The organism is Pseudodesulfovibrio portus (assembly GCF_026000375.1).
In the GTDB taxonomy this organism is placed as follows: Bacteria; Desulfobacterota; Desulfovibrionia; order Desulfovibrionales; family Desulfovibrionaceae; genus Pseudodesulfovibrio; species Pseudodesulfovibrio portus.
This window is the reverse complement of the sequence record NZ_AP026708.1, coordinates 17,298-37,384: the sequence shown is the minus strand read 5'-3', so window position 1 is coordinate 37,384 and position 20,087 is coordinate 17,298. Positions and strand designations below refer to the sequence as shown.

The window sequence follows — 20,087 nt, the reverse complement described above, 5'->3', positions numbered from 1 at the left end:
CCTCATCAGACAACTAACTAATTGGACTCTGCAATAACCCGTCGCACAAGACTCGGGACGTCAAGGATAAGGGCAATGGAACCATCTCCCTTGATGGTGGCCCCGGATATCCCTTCCACGTCCTTGTAGACGCGCCCCAGGCTCTTGATGACCGTCTGGTGCTCGCCGATGACCGTATCGACCACGATGCCGACACGGCTTCCTTCCACGCCGGTGATGACGATCTGCTCGATGGGCGGATTGTCTCCCTCGATGTCGAACCAATCGCGGATATGGATATACGGGACTATCTCCCCGCGAAGGTGCAGGATGCGCTGGTTTGAATCGCTGCTCTCGACTTCTGCCCGGGAAAGCTCCACGCATTCCTCGACCAGGGAAAGCGGGATGACGTAGTATTCGTCCTCGACCCGGACCTGCAACCCGTCGATGATGGCCAGGGTCAGCGGCAGCCTGATGATGATGGACGTCCCGGCATCGGGTTTGGAATCGATGTCGATGACCCCGCGCAGGGAATCGATGGCCCTTTTCACCACATCCATGCCCACGCCGCGGCCGGACACATTGGTCACCTCGCTGGCCGTGGAAAAACCGGGCTCGAAAATAAGTTTGAGCAACTCCTTCTCGGTCAGCTCAGCGTCCTTGCTGATGAGTCCCCGCTCCACGCCCTTCTCCCGGATCATCTCGCTGCTCATGCCGCGACCGTCGTCCGTGATGCGAATAAGGACCTCGCCGCCGGAGTGCTCGGCGGCCAGCATTATGTTGCCCTGCGGGGGCTTGCCCTTGGCCTCGCGCTCGGCGGGCGTCTCGACGCCGTGATCGATGGAGTTGCGCAGCAGGTGGACCAGGGGGTCGCCCAAGCGTTCGATGACCGTCTTGTCCAACTCGGTCTCAGCGCCGCTGGTGGACAGGCTGATCTGCTTGCCGAGGTCGGCGGACAGATCGCGCACCAACCTGCGGAACTTGCTGAAGGAAGTGCCGATGGGCAGCATGCGGATACCCAGGGTGGAATCCCTGAGTTCGTCACTGAGGCGCTCCAGTTCCTCGGCCAGCAACGTCATGGCCGGGTCGTTCCTCTCGGAGACCACCTGGGTTATCTGAGCCTGGACAATGACCAATTCGCCGACCAGGTCCACAAGATAATCGAGCTTGTCCGCAGCGACCCGAATTGACGACAACGCTTCCTGCTTCCGCTTTCCGTCCAATTGCCGGGCTTCGGCCTGCTGCTTAACGGCCTTGGTAACTTTCTCCGGGGCGACCTTGCCCTTGTCGGCCAGTATCTTACCCAGTGGTTGATCGGCCTTGACGGTCTTCTGCTCTTCCAAGGCCTCCTCGAGGTCCTCTTCGGCAAGCTCGCCGCAGTCGACGAGAATTTCGCCCAGCTTCCGCACTCCGTCCAGGCATTCGCCTTCCTCTCCCAGGGCAACGGGCAGGGAAGGTTGAACCTCGATCTCATCAGCAGTTTCGGGCTCAATGGTGGGGGGGGGCTCGGGAACAGGCGTTTCCTGCACTGAATCGGACGCCGACTGTTCGGAAATATCCACGGCGACTTCGGCGTCCAGGAAGAAAAAGATATCCTCCACGCCGTCCTTGTCCTTCGGGGTGACCAAAGAGAGATTCCAGCCCGCACCGGCATCACCATGGCGGGACAGGACCGTCAACTTGCCGATCCGATCCAATTCCTCGAAAAAGGATTCCACGGCAGCGGCGTCGATATGGGCGTCCCCTTTCGGCGTCAGGCGGATGGTGAAGGTGTTGCCTTCCGAATCAGGCTTGTCCTCTTCGCCCAGTTCTTCCGACTCAACAGGCGCATCGACCGCTTCGTCGCCGCCATCGCCCGCAACGCCGGAGACAAAGGCCCTCAAACCGTCGAGGATGTCCTCCCGGTTGTCCGGGTCCAGGGGTTCCCCCGCCTCGGCGTCGAGCATGACGCTAATCTGATCTCGGGCCTGGAGGGACAGGCTGCACAGAACGGGGGTCGACTGGACCTCGCCGTTGCGAACCTGATCGAAAACGGTTTCCAATTCGTGGGTGAACCCCGCGATTTCGTCAAAGCCGAACATGGACCCGGACCCCTTGATCGTATGCAGGGCCCTGAATATCTGGTTTATCAAATCCGAATCGTCCGGAGCTTCTTCCAACTCCAGAAGCGCACCTTCGAGTTCGCGCAGGAGGTCGTATGCCTCCTCCTTGAATATTTGCCTGTTCAGATCATCGGACATTCGTGAGCTCTCCTCGAATCACACATCCACGAAAGCAAATTACCGCACCACGACGCCTTTATCCACGCCTGAACGATATATCACCCGGAAACAGACAAATAGACTATTATAAATTACTTATGCACATTACTCCGTGCCGAGAAAGACGATCTCGGCACGCGCCGTCTCCTCGTCGAAGGGCTTGATGGCCACACGAATCCTTTCCCCCTTGAGTTCGGCCGCACCCAGGAGAAGCCCCTCGAAATAGTCGAACAGTCCCCGGGAGGAGCGGTAGTTCATGAACAGTTCGTTCCCCTTGTCCTCAAAGGTGAAATTCGGGGCCTTCACGCCCGGCTGGGCTTCGCTGAATTTGGCATGGACCGTGTTCATGCTCATGAAAAAATCCTTGAGGGACTCGTCCTTGAAATACCCGGGATACATTTCGCTGAAGCGGCTCAAGGTATACCGGCCCAGCTCCTGGAAGAACTCTTTGAGAGGCACCTTGGCGCGGTTGGCGGCGGATTGGGCGATTTGCACCAGCACATGGTCCGGATAGCCGCCTTCGGCCTGAAAGACCGGATTGTCCAGCTCCGCCTGCATGGCGTCGAACACGTCCCCGCCATAGGTCTCCCGCACGAAATCCTGGGCTATCCCGGGCAATATGCCCCGCATCTCCCTGGGCGATTCCCGCAAATCGCTGCCCGCCCCGCCTTCACGGAACTCATTGGAAACATTCAAAAGCTCCCTGGCGAGGTCGGCCATCTCGCGGGTAGCGCTCGCCGCCTGCCCCGCGGCCTCGTCGGCGTCCTCGGCTATGGTCGCGATGTCCTCGACATTCTCCATGATCTGCTCGGTTGCGGAGGACTGCTGCCCGGCCACGGTGGCGATGTCGGCCACGCGCTCGACCATGTCCCGGATACCGGCCATGATGTGCTCCAGCGCATCGCCCGCCCTCCCGGAAAGATCGGTTGACTCGCTTACCTGCTTGGCGGTCGCTTCCATGGATGCGATGGCACTCTTGGACCGGGACTGAATGGTCCCGACGGCCGCTTCCACCTCCCGGGTGGCATCCACGGTCTTTTCAGCGAGCTTGCGCACCTCATCCGCCACCACGGCAAATCCGCGTCCGGCATCCCCGGCCCGGGCAGCTTCGATGGCCGCGTTGAGGGCCAACAGGTTCGTCTGGTCGGCGATGTCATTGATGACGCTGATGATCTTGCCGATTTCACCGGCCTGGCTGTCCAGTTCCCCGACCTCGCGCTCCAGCCTTGTCGAAAACTCGGCCACCTCGTTGATGGCTCCCACGGCCGCGTCCACCATGGACTTTCCCCTGCCTGCGGAATCATTTGCCTCGGTGGCCGCCAGGCGGGTGGCCTCGGCGTTCTTGGCCACCTCCAACACAGTCGCCATGATCTCTTCCATGGCAGCGGCCACGGATGCGGTCTGCCTGCGCTGGTTCTGTGCCCCCTGAGCCTGGTCATCGGCGGAGGCGGACAAAAGATCGGTGGCCGAGGCCACATGCTCTGCCAGGCCGCTGATGCGCTCTCCGGCACGGACCATGCGCTCGCGCTGTTCCTCCAACTCCTCCTGGTGGGCGCGCTGTTCCGTCAAATCGATGAACGACGTGACGGCACCAAGGACATCACCGCCGTCGTCCCGGACGAGGCTGATGAAAACCCGGACGAATATGACCCGGCCATCCCACAGGGTCAGCTCGGCATCTTCTTCGACCCCACGCCCCTGCTGCAGGGCTTTTTCCGTCTTGGACACGCCGACCTTGTCATACAGGGCCTGGCTGACGCTCAGGCCCGTCACCCGATCCCCGCTCTTCTTCAACAGGGCGAGCATGGAATTCGTGACCAGCCTGATCACACCTTGGGCGTCGCAGACCAGGGCCGGGGTCCCGAGATCCCTCAAGGCACTCTCATAGAAGACGACCTGACGCCGACGCTCGGACATGGCTCCTGCGCAGGTACTCACGACCTCGTCCAGCGGACCGTCGAGCGCACAATTCTCCCCTGTGGCCATCGCGTTCAGGGCGTGCTTCAGTCCTGACAGACGCCGGTGGCCGAGCCAGGCAGCCAATCCTGTCAGGACCAGGGTTGCTGCCGCGCCGCATCCATAGGCGATCCAGCCTCCGACATATGCCGCGGCACCAAACACGCCGCACACTCCCAGACCGAAGACGATCACGAAAACCAGTGGCCCGCCAAGCATTGGCATCTCCTTAAATCGTGAAATGAAATCGCAAGGAAAAACTATAGATTACCACAACTCAAGTACCCATATTCATCAATAATTGCAAACCCCGCGTATGCGGAAAAGGGAAAGGCCGCTCGGACATACGCCCGGCGGCCTTGAAATGACGGGAATAAGACTCCTGTCAGCGGCTTACTTGCGCAGGGCCCGGATCGCCTTGCGACGACGATACCGACGAACCACATACAGGGTCAGGAAGTAAGTGACGATCGTGGCCGGGATACCGAAGACGAGCCCGCCCATGAACATGACGGCAAAGACATGCCACCCTGCATCGATGAGATGGGTCATTTCAAGGTGGTTGGGGTCGAAGGCCACGTCCTGAAACGGCATGACGGCCTTGCCCACGGCAAAGAGGAAATAATAGAACGGCACCATGGTGGCGGCGTTGGAGTAACAGGTGGCGAGCCACGCCGCGAGCTTGTTGACCCTGAAGACAAAGGCCAGGAAAATGACCACCACGGACTGGAAGGGAATGATGGGCATGGCCCCGATGAACATGCCGAGGGCACAGGCCGCAGCCAGGTTCTTGGGCGAGGACTTCTGGCGCATAAGCCGCAAAAACCAGTACCGGGTCAGCCGCTTTCCGCCGATCCACCAACGGTAAATCCTGCCCTCCCCCTGCTCCTCGCGGGGGTCTCGCCGACGAAGATCTGCCAAAACCTACTCCAAAATATCGAAGCGCGAAAATTTCATCATGAAGCCCGCGCGGCCCTGAGTGGCGGAACGCAGGTCGGTGGAAAAGCCGAACAGCCTGCCCAACGGGGCAAGTCCCTGGACAACCTTCTGGCCCGAACGGTCGATCATGTTCTCGATCTTGGCGCCCTTGGCCCCGAGCAGACCGACCACGTCGCCCACGAACTCCTCGGGAACGCTGATCTCCACCCACATGATGGGCTCCATGAGCTTGGGTCCGGCATTGGACAACGCATCCTTGAGCGCCATGGCCGCCGCCATGCGGTAGCCCACGGCGCTGGAATCCTCCCGCCTGCCCAGATCGGTCACGCGCACACGCACGTCCCTCACCGGATAGCCGCGCAGGACACCGCTCTGCAACCCGTCCTCGATCCCCTCTTCAAGGGCCCTGATCCACTCGTTGGGCCAGGCTTCGAGGTCGACCTCCACGGAGATCTTCTGCCCCTTGTCGCGTTCCAGGGGCTCCACGGACAGCCGGACCGAACCGTAATGCAAGTCCTCGCCGAGTTCCCGGTCGAATTCCCCCTGCCCCTTGCCGATGGCGGTCACGGTCTCCTGGTACACGACCTGCGGCTTGCCTGCACGCGGTTCGAGCTTGTATTCCCGTTTCAGCCGCTCCAGAATGACCTCCAGATGCAGCTCGCCCATACCGGACAGAATGACCTGATCCGTATCCTCGTCCCGCTTGAGGTCCAGGGTCGGGTCCTCAAGCAGATATTTTTCCAGGACTTCGTCCAGCTTATCGCCCTCCTCCGAATTGCGGGGCTCGATGGCCAGCGAGATGACCGGCTTGTAATCAGCAATCTGTTCCAACAGAATGGGCGCATCCCGCTGGGCCAGGGTATCGCCGGTACGGGCCAGCTTCATGCCCGCCGCAGCCACCATGTCACCGGCAAAGGCGCGGTCGATCTTCTCCTTGCGCCCGGCATGAAGACGGAAGAGCCGGGCCACGCGCTCGGTCTCGTCCTGAGTCACGTTGTACACGGAATCGCCGCTCCCGATACTGCCGGAATAAATACGCATCAAGGCCAGCTTGCGCCCGGAGTCCATGGCCACTTTGAAGACCAGGGCGGACAGCGGCTCACTGTGGGAAACCCCAAAGGACCGCTTGGTGCGATCCCTGGGATCAATGCCCTCGGCAGGCGGGACATCCAGAGGACTCGGCAAATACCGGCAGACCGCGTCCAGCACGTGCTGCACGCCGATGTTCTTCAGCGCCGAGCCCACCAGAACGGGAACTATCTTCCGGGCCAGGGTGGCCTTGCGCAAGGCCGCATGAATCCGGTCCACCGGCACCTCTTCACCCATGAGATACAGGTCGAGGATTTCCTCGTCCTCCTCTGCTGCGGTCTCGATGAGTTTCTCGCGCCAGGGCGAAATGCGGTCCGTCTCCTCGTCCGTCAGGGCGCGCGTGGCGTACTCGGCCCCGCTGGACGCCTGGTCGAATTCGTAACGCTGCATGGTCACGAGGTCGAAAACCCCGGCAAAATCCTGGCCCGCGCCATCGGGATACTGGATGGCCAGCGGGTTGGCGCCCAGCTTCTTGACCATGGATTCGAGTACGCTCTCGAAGTCCGCGCCCAACCTGTCCATCTTGTTGACGAAAGCGAGCTTGGGGACATGGTAGGACTCGGACTGACGCCATACGGTCTCGGACTGCGGCTCCACGCCGCTCACACCGCAAAACACGCCCACAGCCCCGTCGAGCACCCGCAGGGACCGCTCCACCTCGATGGTGAAATCCACATGGCCGGGCGTATCGATGATGTTGATCATGCACGGGTCCCACCGACAGGAGGTCACCGCCGAAGTGATGGTGATGCCGCGCTCCTGCTCCTCGGGCATGTAGTCCATGGTGGCCGTGCCCTCGTGGACTTCTCCGATACGATGTATTTTACCGGAATAATAAAGAATTCTCTCTGTAAGAGTGGTCTTCCCGGCATCGATATGCGCGATGATGCCGATATTGCGAAGGTTGCCCAGCACCTTCGCCGAGGGGGCGTTGCTCTTGCTCACGATCAGGCTCCGATGGTCCAGGCGGTGGATTGGAATTGGAAAGATTCGGGACGAAGCCGCGGCCAGACCCAGCACCCCTCCTGTCCCGGTCCCAGCACCAGCCGGGCCCGGTCCAGCACCTCGTCTACACGGGATGCGGGCGCATAGGCGACCTCCGGGATCGAATCCAGGAAGTCTTGGAAATCATTTCCCTCGCAACGGAAGCCTTCGGGCGGAAGCGCTGTCTCGGCCCCGTGGACGGAAAACGACAAATCAGGGTGCGCGAAAGCCAACCCGTCCAGATCAAACGGTTCGTCCGTATCCATCCAGAGGACTGCTTCGCGATCGCATTCAAGACAGATGAAATCGATGTTTCGCGTGGGGAAACGCAGGGAACGGAACAGCCCCTGCCCGAGCTCCAGGCCAAGGACCACGCCGGTGGCGCCCGAGGCGTCCATTTCTTCCAGCATCCCCTTCACCCGGTCAAGGCTCATGTCGGTGACCAGTTCCTGTCCGGCCAATTCCAGGCCGGTCAGCAGGGGCTCGGGCCACTCGTCCCCACCCAAACGAACGGCGAGCACATTCTCAACCCCGCAGGCCAGAGGGGGAACCACACCGGCCAGCAACCGGGCCGGCGATGCAAGGTTGGCGTCAAACACCACCACGGCATAGTCCGCCGGGGCGGAAGACTGGACGGAATCAAATCCCCCGCGCCAGGCAACGGCCTCACGGCCAGAAATCCTGCGGGAGGGCCCGTACCACTCGAACAGGCGGGCTATATTGGTCTTGAGCAGGGCGCGCCGATTGTCGGGAACGGCGTCATAGGCACGCGCGAACACTTCGTCGTCAACAACGAATTCATTGATCCATTCTGGAAATTCGCACGCGGTTTTCTGCATGGGACACACTGTGCTGTTAGCGGCCGGCCAAAGCTAGAGCCACTGTTTGAGCCAACGCAGCCAACTGCCCTGGAGGCGGGCTCTTTCTTCTTCGGACAGACTCTTCTGGTATTCGTAGTAGGAACTCTCGGCCCGCCGGATGGCGTAGTCGCGCAAGTCGGGGATTTCCGAAAAATTCTCCACCACGTACTGGTAACGATGCCATGCGGGGCCATACTGCTCCGTACGCCAGAAGAAATCGGCCATGAACACCTCGTGTTCGGCCAGGATGCGTCTTGCCTTGGCGATCTGTGCCTTGCCGGCCTCGGCGTACTTGGACTGCGGATAGGTTTCCACCAGCCGGTACAGGTACTCCAGGGCCTCGTTGATGTTCTCCTGACGACGATCAATGGTCTTGAACATGTTTATGTTCGACCCGGCGATCTGATAGAGAACGTAGGGGATTTCATCGTTGGTCGGATGCAACGCCTCGAATTCCTTGTAGGCTTCGAGGGCCAGCAGGTACTCCTCGTCAAGGAAATACGCATCACCGAGAGCCAGCTCGCCCTTCATGGCGAAGGGGCTGAACGGGAATCGGTCCTTGAGCTTGGAGAAGTATTCCTGGGCGTCATCGTATTCCTTGTCGCCCATGGCATCCATGCCCGCTTCAAACAATTCCTGGGCGGTGTCCTCGGGCGGAGGAAGGAAATAATTATCGATCCACATGCATCCCGACAGGGACAGGAGAACAACGGCCAGGACGGGAACCACTATGCGACGCATGGGCACTCCTAAACGTCCAGCTGTTCGAGATATGAAAAAGCGGCGGTGGCGGCGGTGGCCCCGTCGCCCACGGCGGACGCGACCTGACGGCACTGCTTGGCCCGGATGTCTCCGGCGGCAAAGATGCCCGGCACATTGGTGCCCATTTCCACGTCGGTGACGATACCGTTTTTTTCCTTGTGGATATCATCCGGCACGAAGTCCATGATCGGCTCGAAGCCGACAAAAATGAACGCGCCGTCCACCTTGAGCTGCGACGTATCGCCGGTGGCGACATTTTTGAGGGCCAGGGTCTCGACATCGGCCTCGCCCTGGATTTCCTCCACCACCGTGCTGCGGATGATTTCGATCTTTTCATGGGTGGAGCACTTGTTCTGGTAGCAGACCAGCCCCCGGAAATCATCGCGACGATGGATGAGATAAACCTTGTTCACCAGCCGCGCCAGGTACAAGGCCTCTTCCAGGGCGGAATTCCCGCCGCCGACAACGGCCACGTCCCGGTCACGGAAGAAATTACCGTCGCACAGGGCGCAATAGGAAACGCCCCGTCCCAACAGCCTCTCCTCGCCGGGCACGCCGAGCTTGCGGTAGCGTGAACCGGTGGCCAGGATGATGGTCTTGGCCTGAACGTTTTCCTCTCCCACCACGATGGTGTGATGGGGAGAGCCGACCTCGATGGAACGCACTTCGTCGTTGATGCGCTCCAGGTCGTAGTCCTCGAGATGGTTGGCGAACTTGTCCGCAAGCTCCCACCCCTGAAGTCCCTTGGGGAACCCCGGATAGTTCTCGATCTCCGAAGTCATCAGAACCTGACCGCCGGGAGCAAGCTTCTCGATCATGGCGGTTTTTACGCCCGCCCGTAAAAGATAAAGGGCAGCCGTCATTCCTGCCGGGCCGCCCCCTATGACTACGGCGTCATAAGATTTCATAAAATTACAGCGCCTTCTTGGTGATCATTTCCTTGATGCTGGACTTGGAGACCGCACCGGTGGACTGGTCGACGACTTCGCCGTCCTTGAAGAGAATCAGGGTCGGGATGGCGCGGATGCCGTATTTGCCGGGAGTGGCGGAGTTCTCGTCAACGTTCATCTTGACGATCTTGACCTGGCCCTCGAACTCCTCGGCCAGTTCGTCGATGACCGGACCCATGGCACGGCAGGGGCCACACCAGGGAGCCCAGAAGTCGATAAGGACAGGAACGTCGCTCTGCAAAACATCCTGTTCGAAAGTGCCGTCTGTAATCTGATTCGCCATGGAATTCTCCTTTTTTTCTCGGCTCGCAGCCGTCATATTCGTTATGCCCCGGCGGCTCCGGGATCAGGGGCCAACCGCAGTCGTTTTCACAATTTCCATAAAATATGATTCCATCCACCCCGCTGTCAAGGAAATGGCTGAAAATATCACTTCTTTCCCCAATTCCGCGGCGGGTTCCAATCCAGCGGCACCACCCGTCCGCGGGGAATGGCTTCGAGGTCCAGCCCGTGCTCGCATCCGGCTGTCGCCAACCGCCATCCGGCATAGGCGATCATGGCCCCATTATCAGTACATAATGCCAGATCAGGCAGGGTCAACACAAGTCCGTTTTGTCCGGCCACGGTTTTCATCGTCTCCCTGACCATGGAATTGGCGGCCACGCCCCCGGCGACGATCAGGCTCTCGACCGGCCCTGCCTGCTTCAGGGCCCGCTCCACCTTGATGCGCAGGGTATCGGCCACACTCCAGTTGAACGAGGCGCAAACCGTTGCCAGATCAGCCCTTCTGCGTCCCTTGAGACCGGCCACGGCCTCCGTGTCGGCCATGGTCTCGAAAACCAGCTTCGGGTGCGCGGCCACATAATTTGCCACCGCCGTCTTGAGACCGCTGAAGCTGAAATCCAGGGTGGGATTATCGATGTACGGCCGTGGGAACAGGGTCGTATCCGGGTCCGCCTCCCGGGACAGGTCATCGATGAACCGCCCTCCGGGATAAGGAAAATTCAAGAGCTTCGCCACCTTGTCAAAGGCCTCTCCGGCGGCGTCATCCAGGGTCCGCCCCAACAACTCGAATTCGGTGGGCGACTTGATCAGGTAGGTATGGGTATGACCGCCGGAAACGAGCAGTCCCAGCGCCGGGAAACGCAGCTCCTCCTTGAGGCCGGGAGCCAGCAGATGCGCCCAGAGATGGTTGACTCCCACCAGGGAAGCGCCCGTTGCCAGGCAGAGACCCTTGGCAAAGCTGACGCCCACCAGCAGGCTGCCGAGCAGCCCGGGGCCGCGTGCAACGGCCACGGCGTCGATGTCTTCCGATCTGGTGCCGGTTTCGTCCAGCAGGTCCCGATAGAGCCGGGGCAGGACGCGCAGATGCTCCCTGGACGCGATCTCGGGCACCACGCCGCCGAACAGGGCGTGCGTGTCCACCTGGGTGGCCAGCTTCTCGCCCTTGAGGCAGCCGTCCTCCACCAGGGCCACGGCCGTTTCGTCACAGGAAGTCTCGATCCCCAGGGTGAGCATTATTTCTTCTTCTTTCGCCGGTCCTCGGCCTCGAAGATTTCCTGGACAATACGCACGTCGTTGAGCGAGCCGCAATAAAACGGGACGCGCTGGTGCAGGTGTTCCGGCTCGATGTCCAGAATGCGGTTCAGGCCGTCGGTGGCCATGCCGCCCGCCTGCTCCACGATGAACGACATGGGATTGCACTCGCAGGTCAGCCTGAGCTTGCCGGTGGGCTTCTTGGGGTCGCGCAGGTCGGCCGGGTACATGAAGATGCCCCCGTACAGCAGATTGCGATGAAAGTCGGCCACCAGCGAGCCGATGTAGCGGCCGCTGTAGGGCTTGCGCAGGGCGTTCTTGGGCGACTTGAAATAGGCCAGGGCTTTCTTGGTGTCGCGATCCCAGTACCGCTCGTAGCCTTCGTTCACGGAATAAATCTTGCCCTGCTCGGGAATGCGGATGTTGGGATGCGAGAGAATGAACTCGCCCACGCTCGGGTCATGGGTGAAACCGTGGACGCCGTCCCCGCAGGTGAAGACCAGCATGGTGGACGAGCCGTAGAGCACATATCCTGCGGCCACCTGTTCACTGCCCTTTTGCAGGACGTCGCTGGACATGAGCGCGGCCTCGGGGTCGGACCGCCGCTTGAAGATGGAAAAAATGGTGCCGATGTTGACGTTGACGTCGATGTTGGAAGAACCGTCCAGGGGGTCGAAGATGATGATGTACTCGCCCCGGGGCAGGTTTTCCGGGACCTCGATGATGTCCGCATTCTCCTCCGAGGCCATGGCGCAGAGCACGCCCGAACGGGCCAGCCTGTGGATGAGGATGCGGTTGGCGTACTCGTCGAGTTTCTTGACCTCCTCGCCCTGTACGTTGACCTCGCCGGTGAAGCCGAGGACATCCACCAGCCCGGCCTTGTTCACGGCACGACCGATGATCTTGGCCGAAAGGACCAGCTCGTTGAACAGCCGGGTGAACTGTCCTGTGGCGCCGGGCACCATCTTCTGGTGCAGCAGAATGTGCTCCGTAACCGTAACCTGTTGTGCCATGATCTATTCCCCAAATCCTTTTATCGCTAGAAAGGCCACCAGGACCCGGTGTGTCCCGGCTCGACGCTCTCGGTGGCGTACACGTACTGATCCTCGCCCACATAGCGGGTCAGCCAGGTATAATAACGGTCGCCCACCTGTATCTCGCCGTGCACGCTGTCCTCGAGCAGATCATTCCAGTCCACGGCGAGCAACGCTGCCTTGTCCACGTCCGCGCCCAGGGTCCATACTCCGCCGCCGGGGTGGATGATGACGAGCTGTTCGGGATGCGGGCTCTTGCGCAGCAGGCTACGGGGGTCAAACCCTACACCAATCAGGCCGCGAAAGTCGATGGATTCGAAATAGGGACGGCCAAGATACAACTCCGGCCCGAGGTCGGAATAATCGACCACGGTGAGGAGATGAATGTTCCGCCAGGTGCCCTCGAAGACCAGCGGCTTGGATATCCGTTTGATGGGCAGTTCCGGCACCATGGCAATGATCGTCCCCGCCTCGTCCGTAACCAGGACGCGGTTCACCCAGGTGAAACGGGCGCGCAAAAGCTCCATCCAGTCCACGCCGGGCAGGGTGTCCGTGTTCTCTACAAACCGCGTCAGTTCCATGAGGGGCGCGTCCACGGGCGTGATCAGCTTGGCCAGTTTTTCCTGGTTGGGATTCTCGAACTGATAATCCTCGGTATCGATTTCAGGAGGCGGATCAACGAAATCCTTGGTGGTGTTCCACGATTCCTTGGTCACTTCCGCCGTGGTGTCCCACCAACTGCAACCGCCGAGCATGACCGACACGGCCAGCAGGCACAAAAGTATATTCTTCATAGAGTCCGCTTTGAATGGGTGACCGTCCCGGACCGCTTGCGACCCGGGATGCCTACCTTTCGGGTTGTGTTATCCCTGCACCCTGGCTTCGAAACGGGAGGCCAGTGTCTCAAGGGTGCTGATCAATCGGTTCTTGGCATGGACGCTGAACGCATCACCGGGCTCAACGCCCGGACCGGAACCGTTTTGCCGATCCCGTTCCAATTGCACGATCCGTTCCTGCAACTCGGCCCGCCGATCGTCGGAAAGGGATGATTGCAACAATTCGCGGTAGATTTCAAGGGCGCCGTCCACATCACCCTGGGAGGCCAACAGGTCGGCCATGGTCTTGGTGCGGAAGGAACCGGCGTTTGCACGGAATGTCCCGGCACCCTCCGGGACGGTTCTTTCCACCTTGGGCAGGCTGAACGGCTTGGACTCGCACGGCGGCGGCAACGGCGCTCCCACCAGCCTGTCGGCCAGGGTGCCTATGCCCTCGAAAACCACGTCGGTCCATTTGATGGTATCGCCGGAAAGATTGGAAGAAACCAGCATGAGAAAAACGGCAAGGTCCCGCTGTTCGGGGGGCAGGCTGCGAGCCCAGCCGCGCCAGAACGCCGGATAATCCTGAAGGGGGTTTATGACCCGGGAAAGCTGCTCGTGGACCTCTTCCTCCCGCTCGAGTTCGGTGAGCAGTTCCACCAGAAGCATGCGTGCCTCAAGATAGTCGGGGTGGCGATCCAGCCCTTGCAACAGGGTCTTTACCGCATCTTCGGGCCGGCCATTCTCGACGAACAACTTGGCCAAAGGGAAAAACACCCTTGAACCGGGCTCCAAGGAGAGAACTTCTTGATACCACTCAATTTTCTCACTCATCTGCGCCTTCTCCACCGGGTTTGGCATTCTCATCCGGGAATATATACAACAGTTCGTCCTTTTTCACAAAATTCATACGCTCACGGACAACCTTTTCCTGGTATCCCCTATCCGACTTGAGCTTGCGGATTTCCTGGCTCAAATCCAGGCTTTCGGCGTCCACGGCCTCGACCTTACGGTTCAGGGCGTCGTACCGTTCCTTGAGCTCGAGATAGGCGAACACCCCCTGGTCGCTCCACACCAGCCGGAAAAGCAGAATGAGGTTGATGGCCAGAAGCAGCGCAATCAGTACCAGTCGTCCACGCATCGCTTACTGCAGCCTGCGGCCCGCTTTTTTGCGGCCCGCCTGCCGGTTCAGGGGCCCCTCAAGCTCCTTGAGGAAATTGGACGTGGCCTTCTCGATACGCTCCACGTCCCTCTCGCTCAGCTCCACCTTGTCGATCTTCTCCAGAAACGACTTGAGCACGGCGAATTCATCCAGAAGGGAATTGCCGTGCTCCAGCTTTTCCAGCTGGGACTCGAGGTCCAGAATGGTCTGGAGACAATTGGTTATGCGGACAAGGTGTTTCACCGAATCGGAATCTGCCATGAAGGAACCCGTTTTTTCGGTGACAACCACGGGGTTGTCGCCCTTTTTTCCAAGTAAATGCACAGATTGAGCAATGCGTAAGTCTACCATGTAACAACCCCTCTGTCACCATTGATTTTATTCAACAGTCACAAACGGTTACATGGCAATGTTCGGTTACGGTGAGATTTTCTCTCAATATTTTCTAGAAGATTCGCAAAAAGATGTTTCGGGAGGCACATCTTCCTGTCGACCGCCCTATTCCGAGACGCTGATCCACTTCTTGTAGAAGTTGTAGAGATAGTGACCGCCGGAAACCACGGTCAGGACCAGCGCGAAATAGAGCAACACCCTGCCCGTGGGACGCGGGTCCCAGCCGAAGAACGGGTAGTGGAAGATCAGAAAACCAACGGCCAGGGACTGAGCCATGGTCTTGGCCTTGCCCAACTTGTCGGCGGCGACCACCTCGCCCATCTCGGCGGCGATGGCCCGCATTCCCGTGACGGCCAGTTCACGACCGATGATGATGATCACCACCCAGGCGGGAACGCCCCAGCCGTCGCCGAGCTTGACCAGCATGATCAGCAGGGAGCCGATGAGCAGCTTGTCCGCCAGGGGATCAAGGAACTTGCCAAGGCTGGTGATGAGGTTCTGCTTCCGGGCTATCACGCCGTCGAAATAGTCCGTGACCGAAGCCACGAAATAAAGGCCGAAGGCCATATAGGAGCCCCACTGGAACCGGTACCACATCTCCAGGTAGAGCAGAAAGACGATAACGGGCGCGGCCAGGATGCGGGCCATGGTCAGACAGTTGGGAAGATTGAAGAGGTCCTTTTTCATGTCGTCCGCCTAGCCGTGGGTTGTGGAGGCCGCTTCGAAGCTCTTCCGGCACGCTTCGGCGATGGTGTCGGCCAGCTCCAGAAAGCCCTTCTTGGCAAAGGAATCCTCTTCCAGCAACACGACGGGCTTGCCGATATCCCCGGCAACAACCGTGGCCGGGTCCAGGGGAATGGCGCCCAGGAAGTCCAGCCCGTATTTCTCGGCCAGGGCCTTGCCGCCGCCTTTCTTGAACAGGTCGATGTCCTTGTGGCAATGAGGACAGACCAGGCCGGACATGTTCTCCACCACGCCGAGCACGTTGGCCTGCGCGTACTGAAGGAAATTAATCGATTTCCGCACGTCGGACAAGGACACCTCCTGAGGGGTGGTCACCACCACGCACAGGGCGTCCGGAATGGTCTTGAGCACGGTCATGGGCTCGTCGCCTGTGCCGGGGGGAGAGTCCACGACCAGAAAGTCCAACTCGCCCCACTGCACGTCGGAGATGAACTGGCGGATGGCGGAAGTCTTCATGGGCCCGCGCCACAGAACGGCCTGGTCCGGGTCCTTGAGCAGGGACTCCATGGACACGACATGCAGGTTCTCGTTGTACTCCTTGGGCATGATCAGGGAACCGCGATCGATATCCAGGGTGCCGGAAATGCCGAGCAGGGTCGGCACGCTGGGGCCGTGGATGTCGACGTCCATGAGGCCTACCTTGAAGCCCTGGGCGGCCAGGGCCGCAGCCACGTTGACGGATACGGAGCTCTTTCCCACCCCGCCCTTGCCGGACATGATGAACAGTTTGTATTTGATTTTCTCCAGGGTGGAACGGATCATTTCATCCTGAATCTTCATCTTGGCGCTTTGCTTGCCCGCGCTGGAGCCGCAGGAACCGGAGCTGCACTCGCTCATAACGTTTCTCTCTTTATCTTTGATCCCTCAAGGGAGTCCCTTTCATTGCCTGCGGCCCTTTGAAAGCCGCTCCAACACGAGAACGACGACCGCGCCCGCCAGGACCAACCCCATGGCCAGGAACACTTCCCCGCCCAGTTGGTCCGGCAGCACGTTCTGCTCGCGCAGGACGTGTATCTTTCCACGAATAACGGAAGATTCCAAGACTTCTTTCCAGGGCCAGACCTTTCTCAGGGCTCCGATCATGAATCCCGTCAGCACGCTGATGGTGGCCGCATGATAGCGGCTCAACAGGAAATGCAGCACGCGGGAGAACAGAATGATGCCCGTGGCCGCCCCGGCCGCGAACACCGCGATGACCAGAAAATTATCCCACACGAACGGGGCCTTCAGCGTCCGGGTGACGTATTCGTACTTGCCCAGCATGAGCAGCAGGAACGCTCCGCTGATACCCGGCAGGATCATGGCGCAGATGGCAATGGCCCCGCACAGGAAGATGAAAGGCAGGGTCTCGGGCGTTGCCACGGGAATCATGCCCACCAGCAGATAACTTCCGGCCGCGCCCAGGCCCACGAAGCCCAGGTTGGCGGCATTGAGCGTTCCTATCTCCCGCCCCACCACGAAGATCGAAGCGGCAATGAGCCCGAAAAACAGGGACCATATGGCCACGGGATGGGCGTGCAGCATGTAGTTCATGACCGAGGCCATGGTCACCACGGCCGTCAGGATGCCGAACAGCAGACAGAGTATGAAGCGCAGATGGGCCGTTGCCAGTGCCCCGGGGATATCAAGAACGACCAGCCGCCGGAGAAAGGCCGCGTCAAAGGAACGGATTCCGTCAACGAGCTGTTCGTAAATGCCGGTGATGAAGGCGATGGTCCCGCCGGACACGCCGGGGATGATGTCCGCGCCCCCCATGCACACGCCCTTGAGCCAGAGCAGGGCCCCGCTTTTCAGGGTGTCGGGGCCGGGGCTGGCCATGAAGCCTTCGCGTATGGTCATTTTTCCGCTCATTTGCCGTCTACCACCCGTGGCTGCCCACCAGGTCCACGAAGGCCACGGCCCCCTTGTCGGTCCTGGTGACCACGCCGTCCTTCTTTTCCACGAGGACGAGAATCTGATTGCGCTTGGAGTTGCCCACGGGGATGAGCAACCGGCCCGGATCGGCCAATTGGTCCACAAGCGGCTCGGGCACTTCGGGCCCGCCCGCCGTGACGATGATGCGGTCGAACGGGGCCTCTTCCGGCCATCCCATGGTGCCGTCGTCGAGCTTGACCGTGACCGCGAACATACGCATGTCCATGAACCGTTTCCGGGCTGAATAAAAAAGTTTCCTGATGCGCTCGACGGTATAGACCTCGGCCCCCAGTCCTGCCAGGACAGCGGCCTGATACCCGGACCCGGTGCCTATTTCCAACACCCGCATGCCCGGCTCCACCTCGAGCATCTCGGACATGAGGGCAACGATATACGGCTGCGAAATGGTCTGCCCTTCCCCAATGGGAAGCGGGCTGTCGTTATATGCCTTGAAGGCCAAGGCTTCTTCCACGAAAAGATGCCGGGGCAAGGACCGCATGACATCAAGAACCCGCTTGTCCGTCACGCCGCGCGCCTCGATCTGATCACGCACCATGCGTTCCCTAAGCCGTACCGGATCTACCATGAAAACTCCTCGAAACAGTCACTGTCCCCAAAGCGGAAACGTCTGCCGGATGCTGAACAGATTTTATTCACCAAGTCAACCGGGGGGATCGTCGGCGCATGATTATTTCCCGCCCTTTCTTGACAGTCGGGAAACTTTCACAGATAATCAATAAAAATGGGAGAATACGAATGCTCAAGGTAAAAGACATCATGACCTCCCCGGTCTTTTCCCTCAAGGAAACCGACTCGCTGCACAGCGCGCGTTCTCTCATGGACCTGCAACGCATCCGACACATCCCCATCGTTACCCTGGATAACGAATTCACCGGCCTGGTCACGCACCGGGACATCCTTGCCGCCACCATCTCCCAACTGGCCGAACTGGACCCGGAAACGCAGAAGGAAATCGACGTGGGCATCCCCATCCATGAAATCATGCGCACGGATATCGCCACCGTGGATGAGGAAACCTCTCTCAAGACCGCTGCGGAAATCCTGCTCAACCACAAGTACGGCTGTCTGCCGGTCATCGGCAAGGGAACGCTGGTCGGCATCGTCACCGAAGCCGACTTCCTCCGCCTGACGATCTCCCTTATGGACGGACTGGACGAAAAGTAATCGCCGCAAGCTACCGAAAATATTTCAGGCCGCGTTACTTGAATGCGGCCTTTTTCTTTTATTTTATGTATTTAACCTGATTTTTCAGATTTTCGACCCCCTCCCCTTGTCTCCCTCGAGCGAGTACTATAGAAATAGTCTAGATTTTCTAGCACACAGGAAGGATCAATGAACAAAGAAACGAGTCTTGGCAATAACAAGAAAAAGGGCAAGGGGCTCCCCCTGGGGCTCCTGCTGGCCATTATCGGCCTGCTCGCCCTGGCGGGCGCCGCCTTCATGCTTTTCAGGGACACCACGCCCCCCGTGATCGCCATCGGGCCGGACATGGAGCTGATCGGCAAACAGTCCGAGATGAATATCGTCGTGGAAGACCCGGGCAGCGGCCTGAAATCCGTCGAGGTCGTGGCCGTGCAGGCCGGCAAGCGGATAACCCTGCTCTCCGAGACCTATGCGGGCACGGTCATGCGGATCGAAAAACCGCTTTCCCTGGCCGAGCTCAAGGAAGGCGAACTGTCCATCGAGGTCACGGCCATGGACGGGTCTCTCTATCCCTTCGGCGCTGCAGGCCTTTCCAAGGCACAAAAGACCTATGTCCTGGACACGACCCCGCCGCGCATCTTCGTACAGTCCCACACCAACAACCTGAATCAGGGCGGTTGCGGCCTCATGATCTTCGCTCTGTCGGAAAAGGCCTCCTCAGCGGGCATCCTCGTGGGCGAACGGTTCTTCCCCGCCTACCTCCAACCCGACGGGAACGGCAAATTCCTCTACTACTGCCTGTTCGCCCATCCCTGGGACGTCAAATCCACAGATTTCAAACCCATGATCACGGCCGTGGACGGTGCGGGCAACAGTGCCAAACGGTCCTTCAACTACCACACCAATGCACGCACCTTCCGGCACGACCGGATCAATCTGTCCGACTCCTTCATGGAAAAGACCATCCCCGAATTCCAGGGGCTGGTGCCCAACGAGGGGTCCCTTCTCGACCAGTACCTGTACATCAACAACGAGATCCGCAAGCAGAACCGGGCCAAGCTGATTGAATTCAGCCGCAGGACAAGCCCGGTCATGCTCTGGGACGGCCCGTTTGTCCGCTTGCCCAACGCGGCCAACCGCGCACGGTTCGCCGACGCCCGCGACTACATGTACAAGGGCAACAAGGTGGACTTCCAGACCCACCTCGGCCTGGACCTGGCCAGCCTGCAACACGCTGCGGTGCCGGCGGGCAATGCCGGGACCATCGTGTTCGCCGACTTCCTGGGCATCTACGGCAACGTGGTGGTCATCGACCACGGCCTTGGCCTCCAGTCCCTGTATGCACACTTGAGCTCCATCAGCGTGGCCGTGGGCGACACGGTGGCCAAGGGGCAGCTCATCGCCCACACGGGCTCCACAGGCCTGGCAGGCGGCGACCACCTGCACTACGGCATCACCGTGGCCGGCATCCCCACGCAACCGTTCGAATGGTGGGACGCCAGCTGGATCAAAAACAACATCACATCCAAACTGCAATAACCTTGA

20 protein-coding genes are annotated in these 20,087 nt (G+C 59.9%); 2 read left to right on the top strand and 18 right to left on the bottom strand.

Annotation, left to right across the window (positions count from 1 at the left end; genetic code table 11):
- Positions 1 to 17 precede the first annotated feature (17 nt).
- From OO730_RS00185 to OO730_RS00100, 18 genes are all read right to left on the bottom strand, one after another.
- A complete protein-coding gene (locus tag OO730_RS00185; RefSeq protein ID WP_264982565.1) occupies positions 18 to 2,219 on the bottom strand; it encodes a chemotaxis protein CheA in 2,202 nt (733 codons plus the stop codon).
- 126 nt (positions 2,220 to 2,345) lie between these two features.
- Entirely contained in the window at positions 2,346 to 4,415 is a 2,070-nt protein-coding gene (locus OO730_RS00180) for a methyl-accepting chemotaxis protein (RefSeq protein ID WP_264982564.1), read from the bottom strand.
- Between the two features lie 174 nt (positions 4,416 to 4,589).
- On the bottom strand, positions 4,590 to 5,117 hold the full coding sequence (locus OO730_RS00175) for a DUF2062 domain-containing protein (protein WP_264982563.1): 528 nt from the start codon (positions 5,115 to 5,117) through the stop codon (positions 4,590 to 4,592).
- 3 nt (positions 5,118 to 5,120) lie between these two features.
- Positions 5,121 to 7,169 carry an elongation factor G gene (gene fusA, locus OO730_RS00170; protein WP_264982562.1) on the bottom strand — a complete coding sequence of 683 codons (2,049 nt, stop codon included), beginning with the start codon at positions 7,167 to 7,169 and terminating at the stop codon, positions 5,121 to 5,123.
- A gap of 2 nt (positions 7,170 to 7,171) precedes the next feature.
- Complete coding sequence (locus OO730_RS00165) at positions 7,172 to 8,047, bottom strand: hypothetical protein (protein ID WP_264982561.1); 876 nt, start codon at positions 8,045 to 8,047, stop codon at positions 7,172 to 7,174.
- Positions 8,048 to 8,080: 33 nt separating this feature from the next.
- Positions 8,081 to 8,809, bottom strand: a complete 729-nt coding sequence (locus OO730_RS00160; protein ID WP_264982560.1) for an outer membrane protein assembly factor BamD — start codon at positions 8,807 to 8,809, stop codon at positions 8,081 to 8,083.
- Positions 8,810 to 8,817: 8 nt separating this feature from the next.
- Complete coding sequence (gene trxB, locus OO730_RS00155) at positions 8,818 to 9,738, bottom strand: thioredoxin-disulfide reductase (RefSeq protein WP_264982559.1); 921 nt, start codon at positions 9,736 to 9,738, stop codon at positions 8,818 to 8,820.
- A gap of 4 nt (positions 9,739 to 9,742) precedes the next feature.
- Complete coding sequence (gene trxA, locus OO730_RS00150; protein ID WP_407681899.1) at positions 9,743 to 10,099, bottom strand: thioredoxin; 357 nt, start codon at positions 10,097 to 10,099, stop codon at positions 9,743 to 9,745.
- A gap of 110 nt (positions 10,100 to 10,209) precedes the next feature.
- Positions 10,210 to 11,298 carry a tRNA (adenosine(37)-N6)-threonylcarbamoyltransferase complex transferase subunit TsaD gene (tsaD, locus tag OO730_RS00145; protein WP_264982557.1) on the bottom strand — a complete coding sequence of 363 codons (1,089 nt, stop codon included), beginning with the start codon at positions 11,296 to 11,298 and terminating at the stop codon, positions 10,210 to 10,212.
- Positions 11,298 to 12,329: a class 1 fructose-bisphosphatase gene (fbp, locus tag OO730_RS00140; protein WP_264982556.1), complete on the bottom strand. Its 1,032-nt coding sequence runs from the start codon at positions 12,327 to 12,329 to the stop codon at positions 11,298 to 11,300. Before fbp ends, tsaD begins: the two co-directional genes overlap by 1 nt.
- A 26-nt stretch (positions 12,330 to 12,355) precedes the next feature.
- Positions 12,356 to 13,144, bottom strand: coding sequence for a hypothetical protein (locus OO730_RS00135; protein WP_264982555.1), 789 nt, complete (start codon positions 13,142 to 13,144; stop codon positions 12,356 to 12,358).
- A gap of 69 nt (positions 13,145 to 13,213) precedes the next feature.
- Positions 13,214 to 13,942 (bottom strand): tetratricopeptide repeat protein, encoded by a 729-nt coding sequence (locus tag OO730_RS00130; RefSeq protein ID WP_264982554.1) that lies wholly within the window; start codon positions 13,940 to 13,942, stop codon positions 13,214 to 13,216.
- Positions 13,943 to 13,991: 49 nt separating this feature from the next.
- Positions 13,992 to 14,306 (bottom strand): FtsB family cell division protein, encoded by a 315-nt coding sequence (locus OO730_RS00125; RefSeq protein ID WP_264982553.1) that lies wholly within the window; start codon positions 14,304 to 14,306, stop codon positions 13,992 to 13,994.
- 3 nt (positions 14,307 to 14,309) lie between these two features.
- Positions 14,310 to 14,588, bottom strand: coding sequence for a hypothetical protein (locus OO730_RS00120; protein WP_264982552.1), 279 nt, complete (start codon positions 14,586 to 14,588; stop codon positions 14,310 to 14,312).
- A gap of 237 nt (positions 14,589 to 14,825) precedes the next feature.
- Positions 14,826 to 15,407, bottom strand: a complete 582-nt coding sequence (gene pgsA, locus OO730_RS00115; protein ID WP_264982551.1) for a CDP-diacylglycerol--glycerol-3-phosphate 3-phosphatidyltransferase — start codon at positions 15,405 to 15,407, stop codon at positions 14,826 to 14,828.
- A gap of 9 nt (positions 15,408 to 15,416) precedes the next feature.
- A complete protein-coding gene (locus OO730_RS00110; protein ID WP_264982550.1) occupies positions 15,417 to 16,301 on the bottom strand; it encodes an Mrp/NBP35 family ATP-binding protein in 885 nt (294 codons plus the stop codon).
- A 42-nt stretch (positions 16,302 to 16,343) separates the two neighbouring features.
- The gene (locus OO730_RS00105; protein WP_264982549.1) at positions 16,344 to 17,303 is read right to left on the bottom strand and encodes a DUF368 domain-containing protein; all 960 of its coding nucleotides are present in this window, start codon (positions 17,301 to 17,303) and stop codon (positions 16,344 to 16,346) included.
- Positions 17,304 to 17,322: 19 nt separating this feature from the next.
- Positions 17,323 to 17,964 (bottom strand): protein-L-isoaspartate(D-aspartate) O-methyltransferase, encoded by a 642-nt coding sequence (locus tag OO730_RS00100; RefSeq protein WP_264982548.1) that lies wholly within the window; start codon positions 17,962 to 17,964, stop codon positions 17,323 to 17,325.
- 170 nt (positions 17,965 to 18,134) lie between these two features.
- Between OO730_RS00100 and OO730_RS00095 the strand changes: the two genes are divergently transcribed.
- Both OO730_RS00095 and OO730_RS00090 read left to right on the top strand, forming a co-directional pair.
- Positions 18,135 to 18,563 (top strand): CBS domain-containing protein, encoded by a 429-nt coding sequence (locus OO730_RS00095; RefSeq protein ID WP_264982547.1) that lies wholly within the window; start codon positions 18,135 to 18,137, stop codon positions 18,561 to 18,563.
- A 168-nt stretch (positions 18,564 to 18,731) separates the two neighbouring features.
- Entirely contained in the window at positions 18,732 to 20,081 is a 1,350-nt protein-coding gene (locus OO730_RS00090; protein WP_264982546.1) for a M23 family metallopeptidase, read from the top strand.
- Positions 20,082 to 20,087 lie beyond the last annotated feature (6 nt).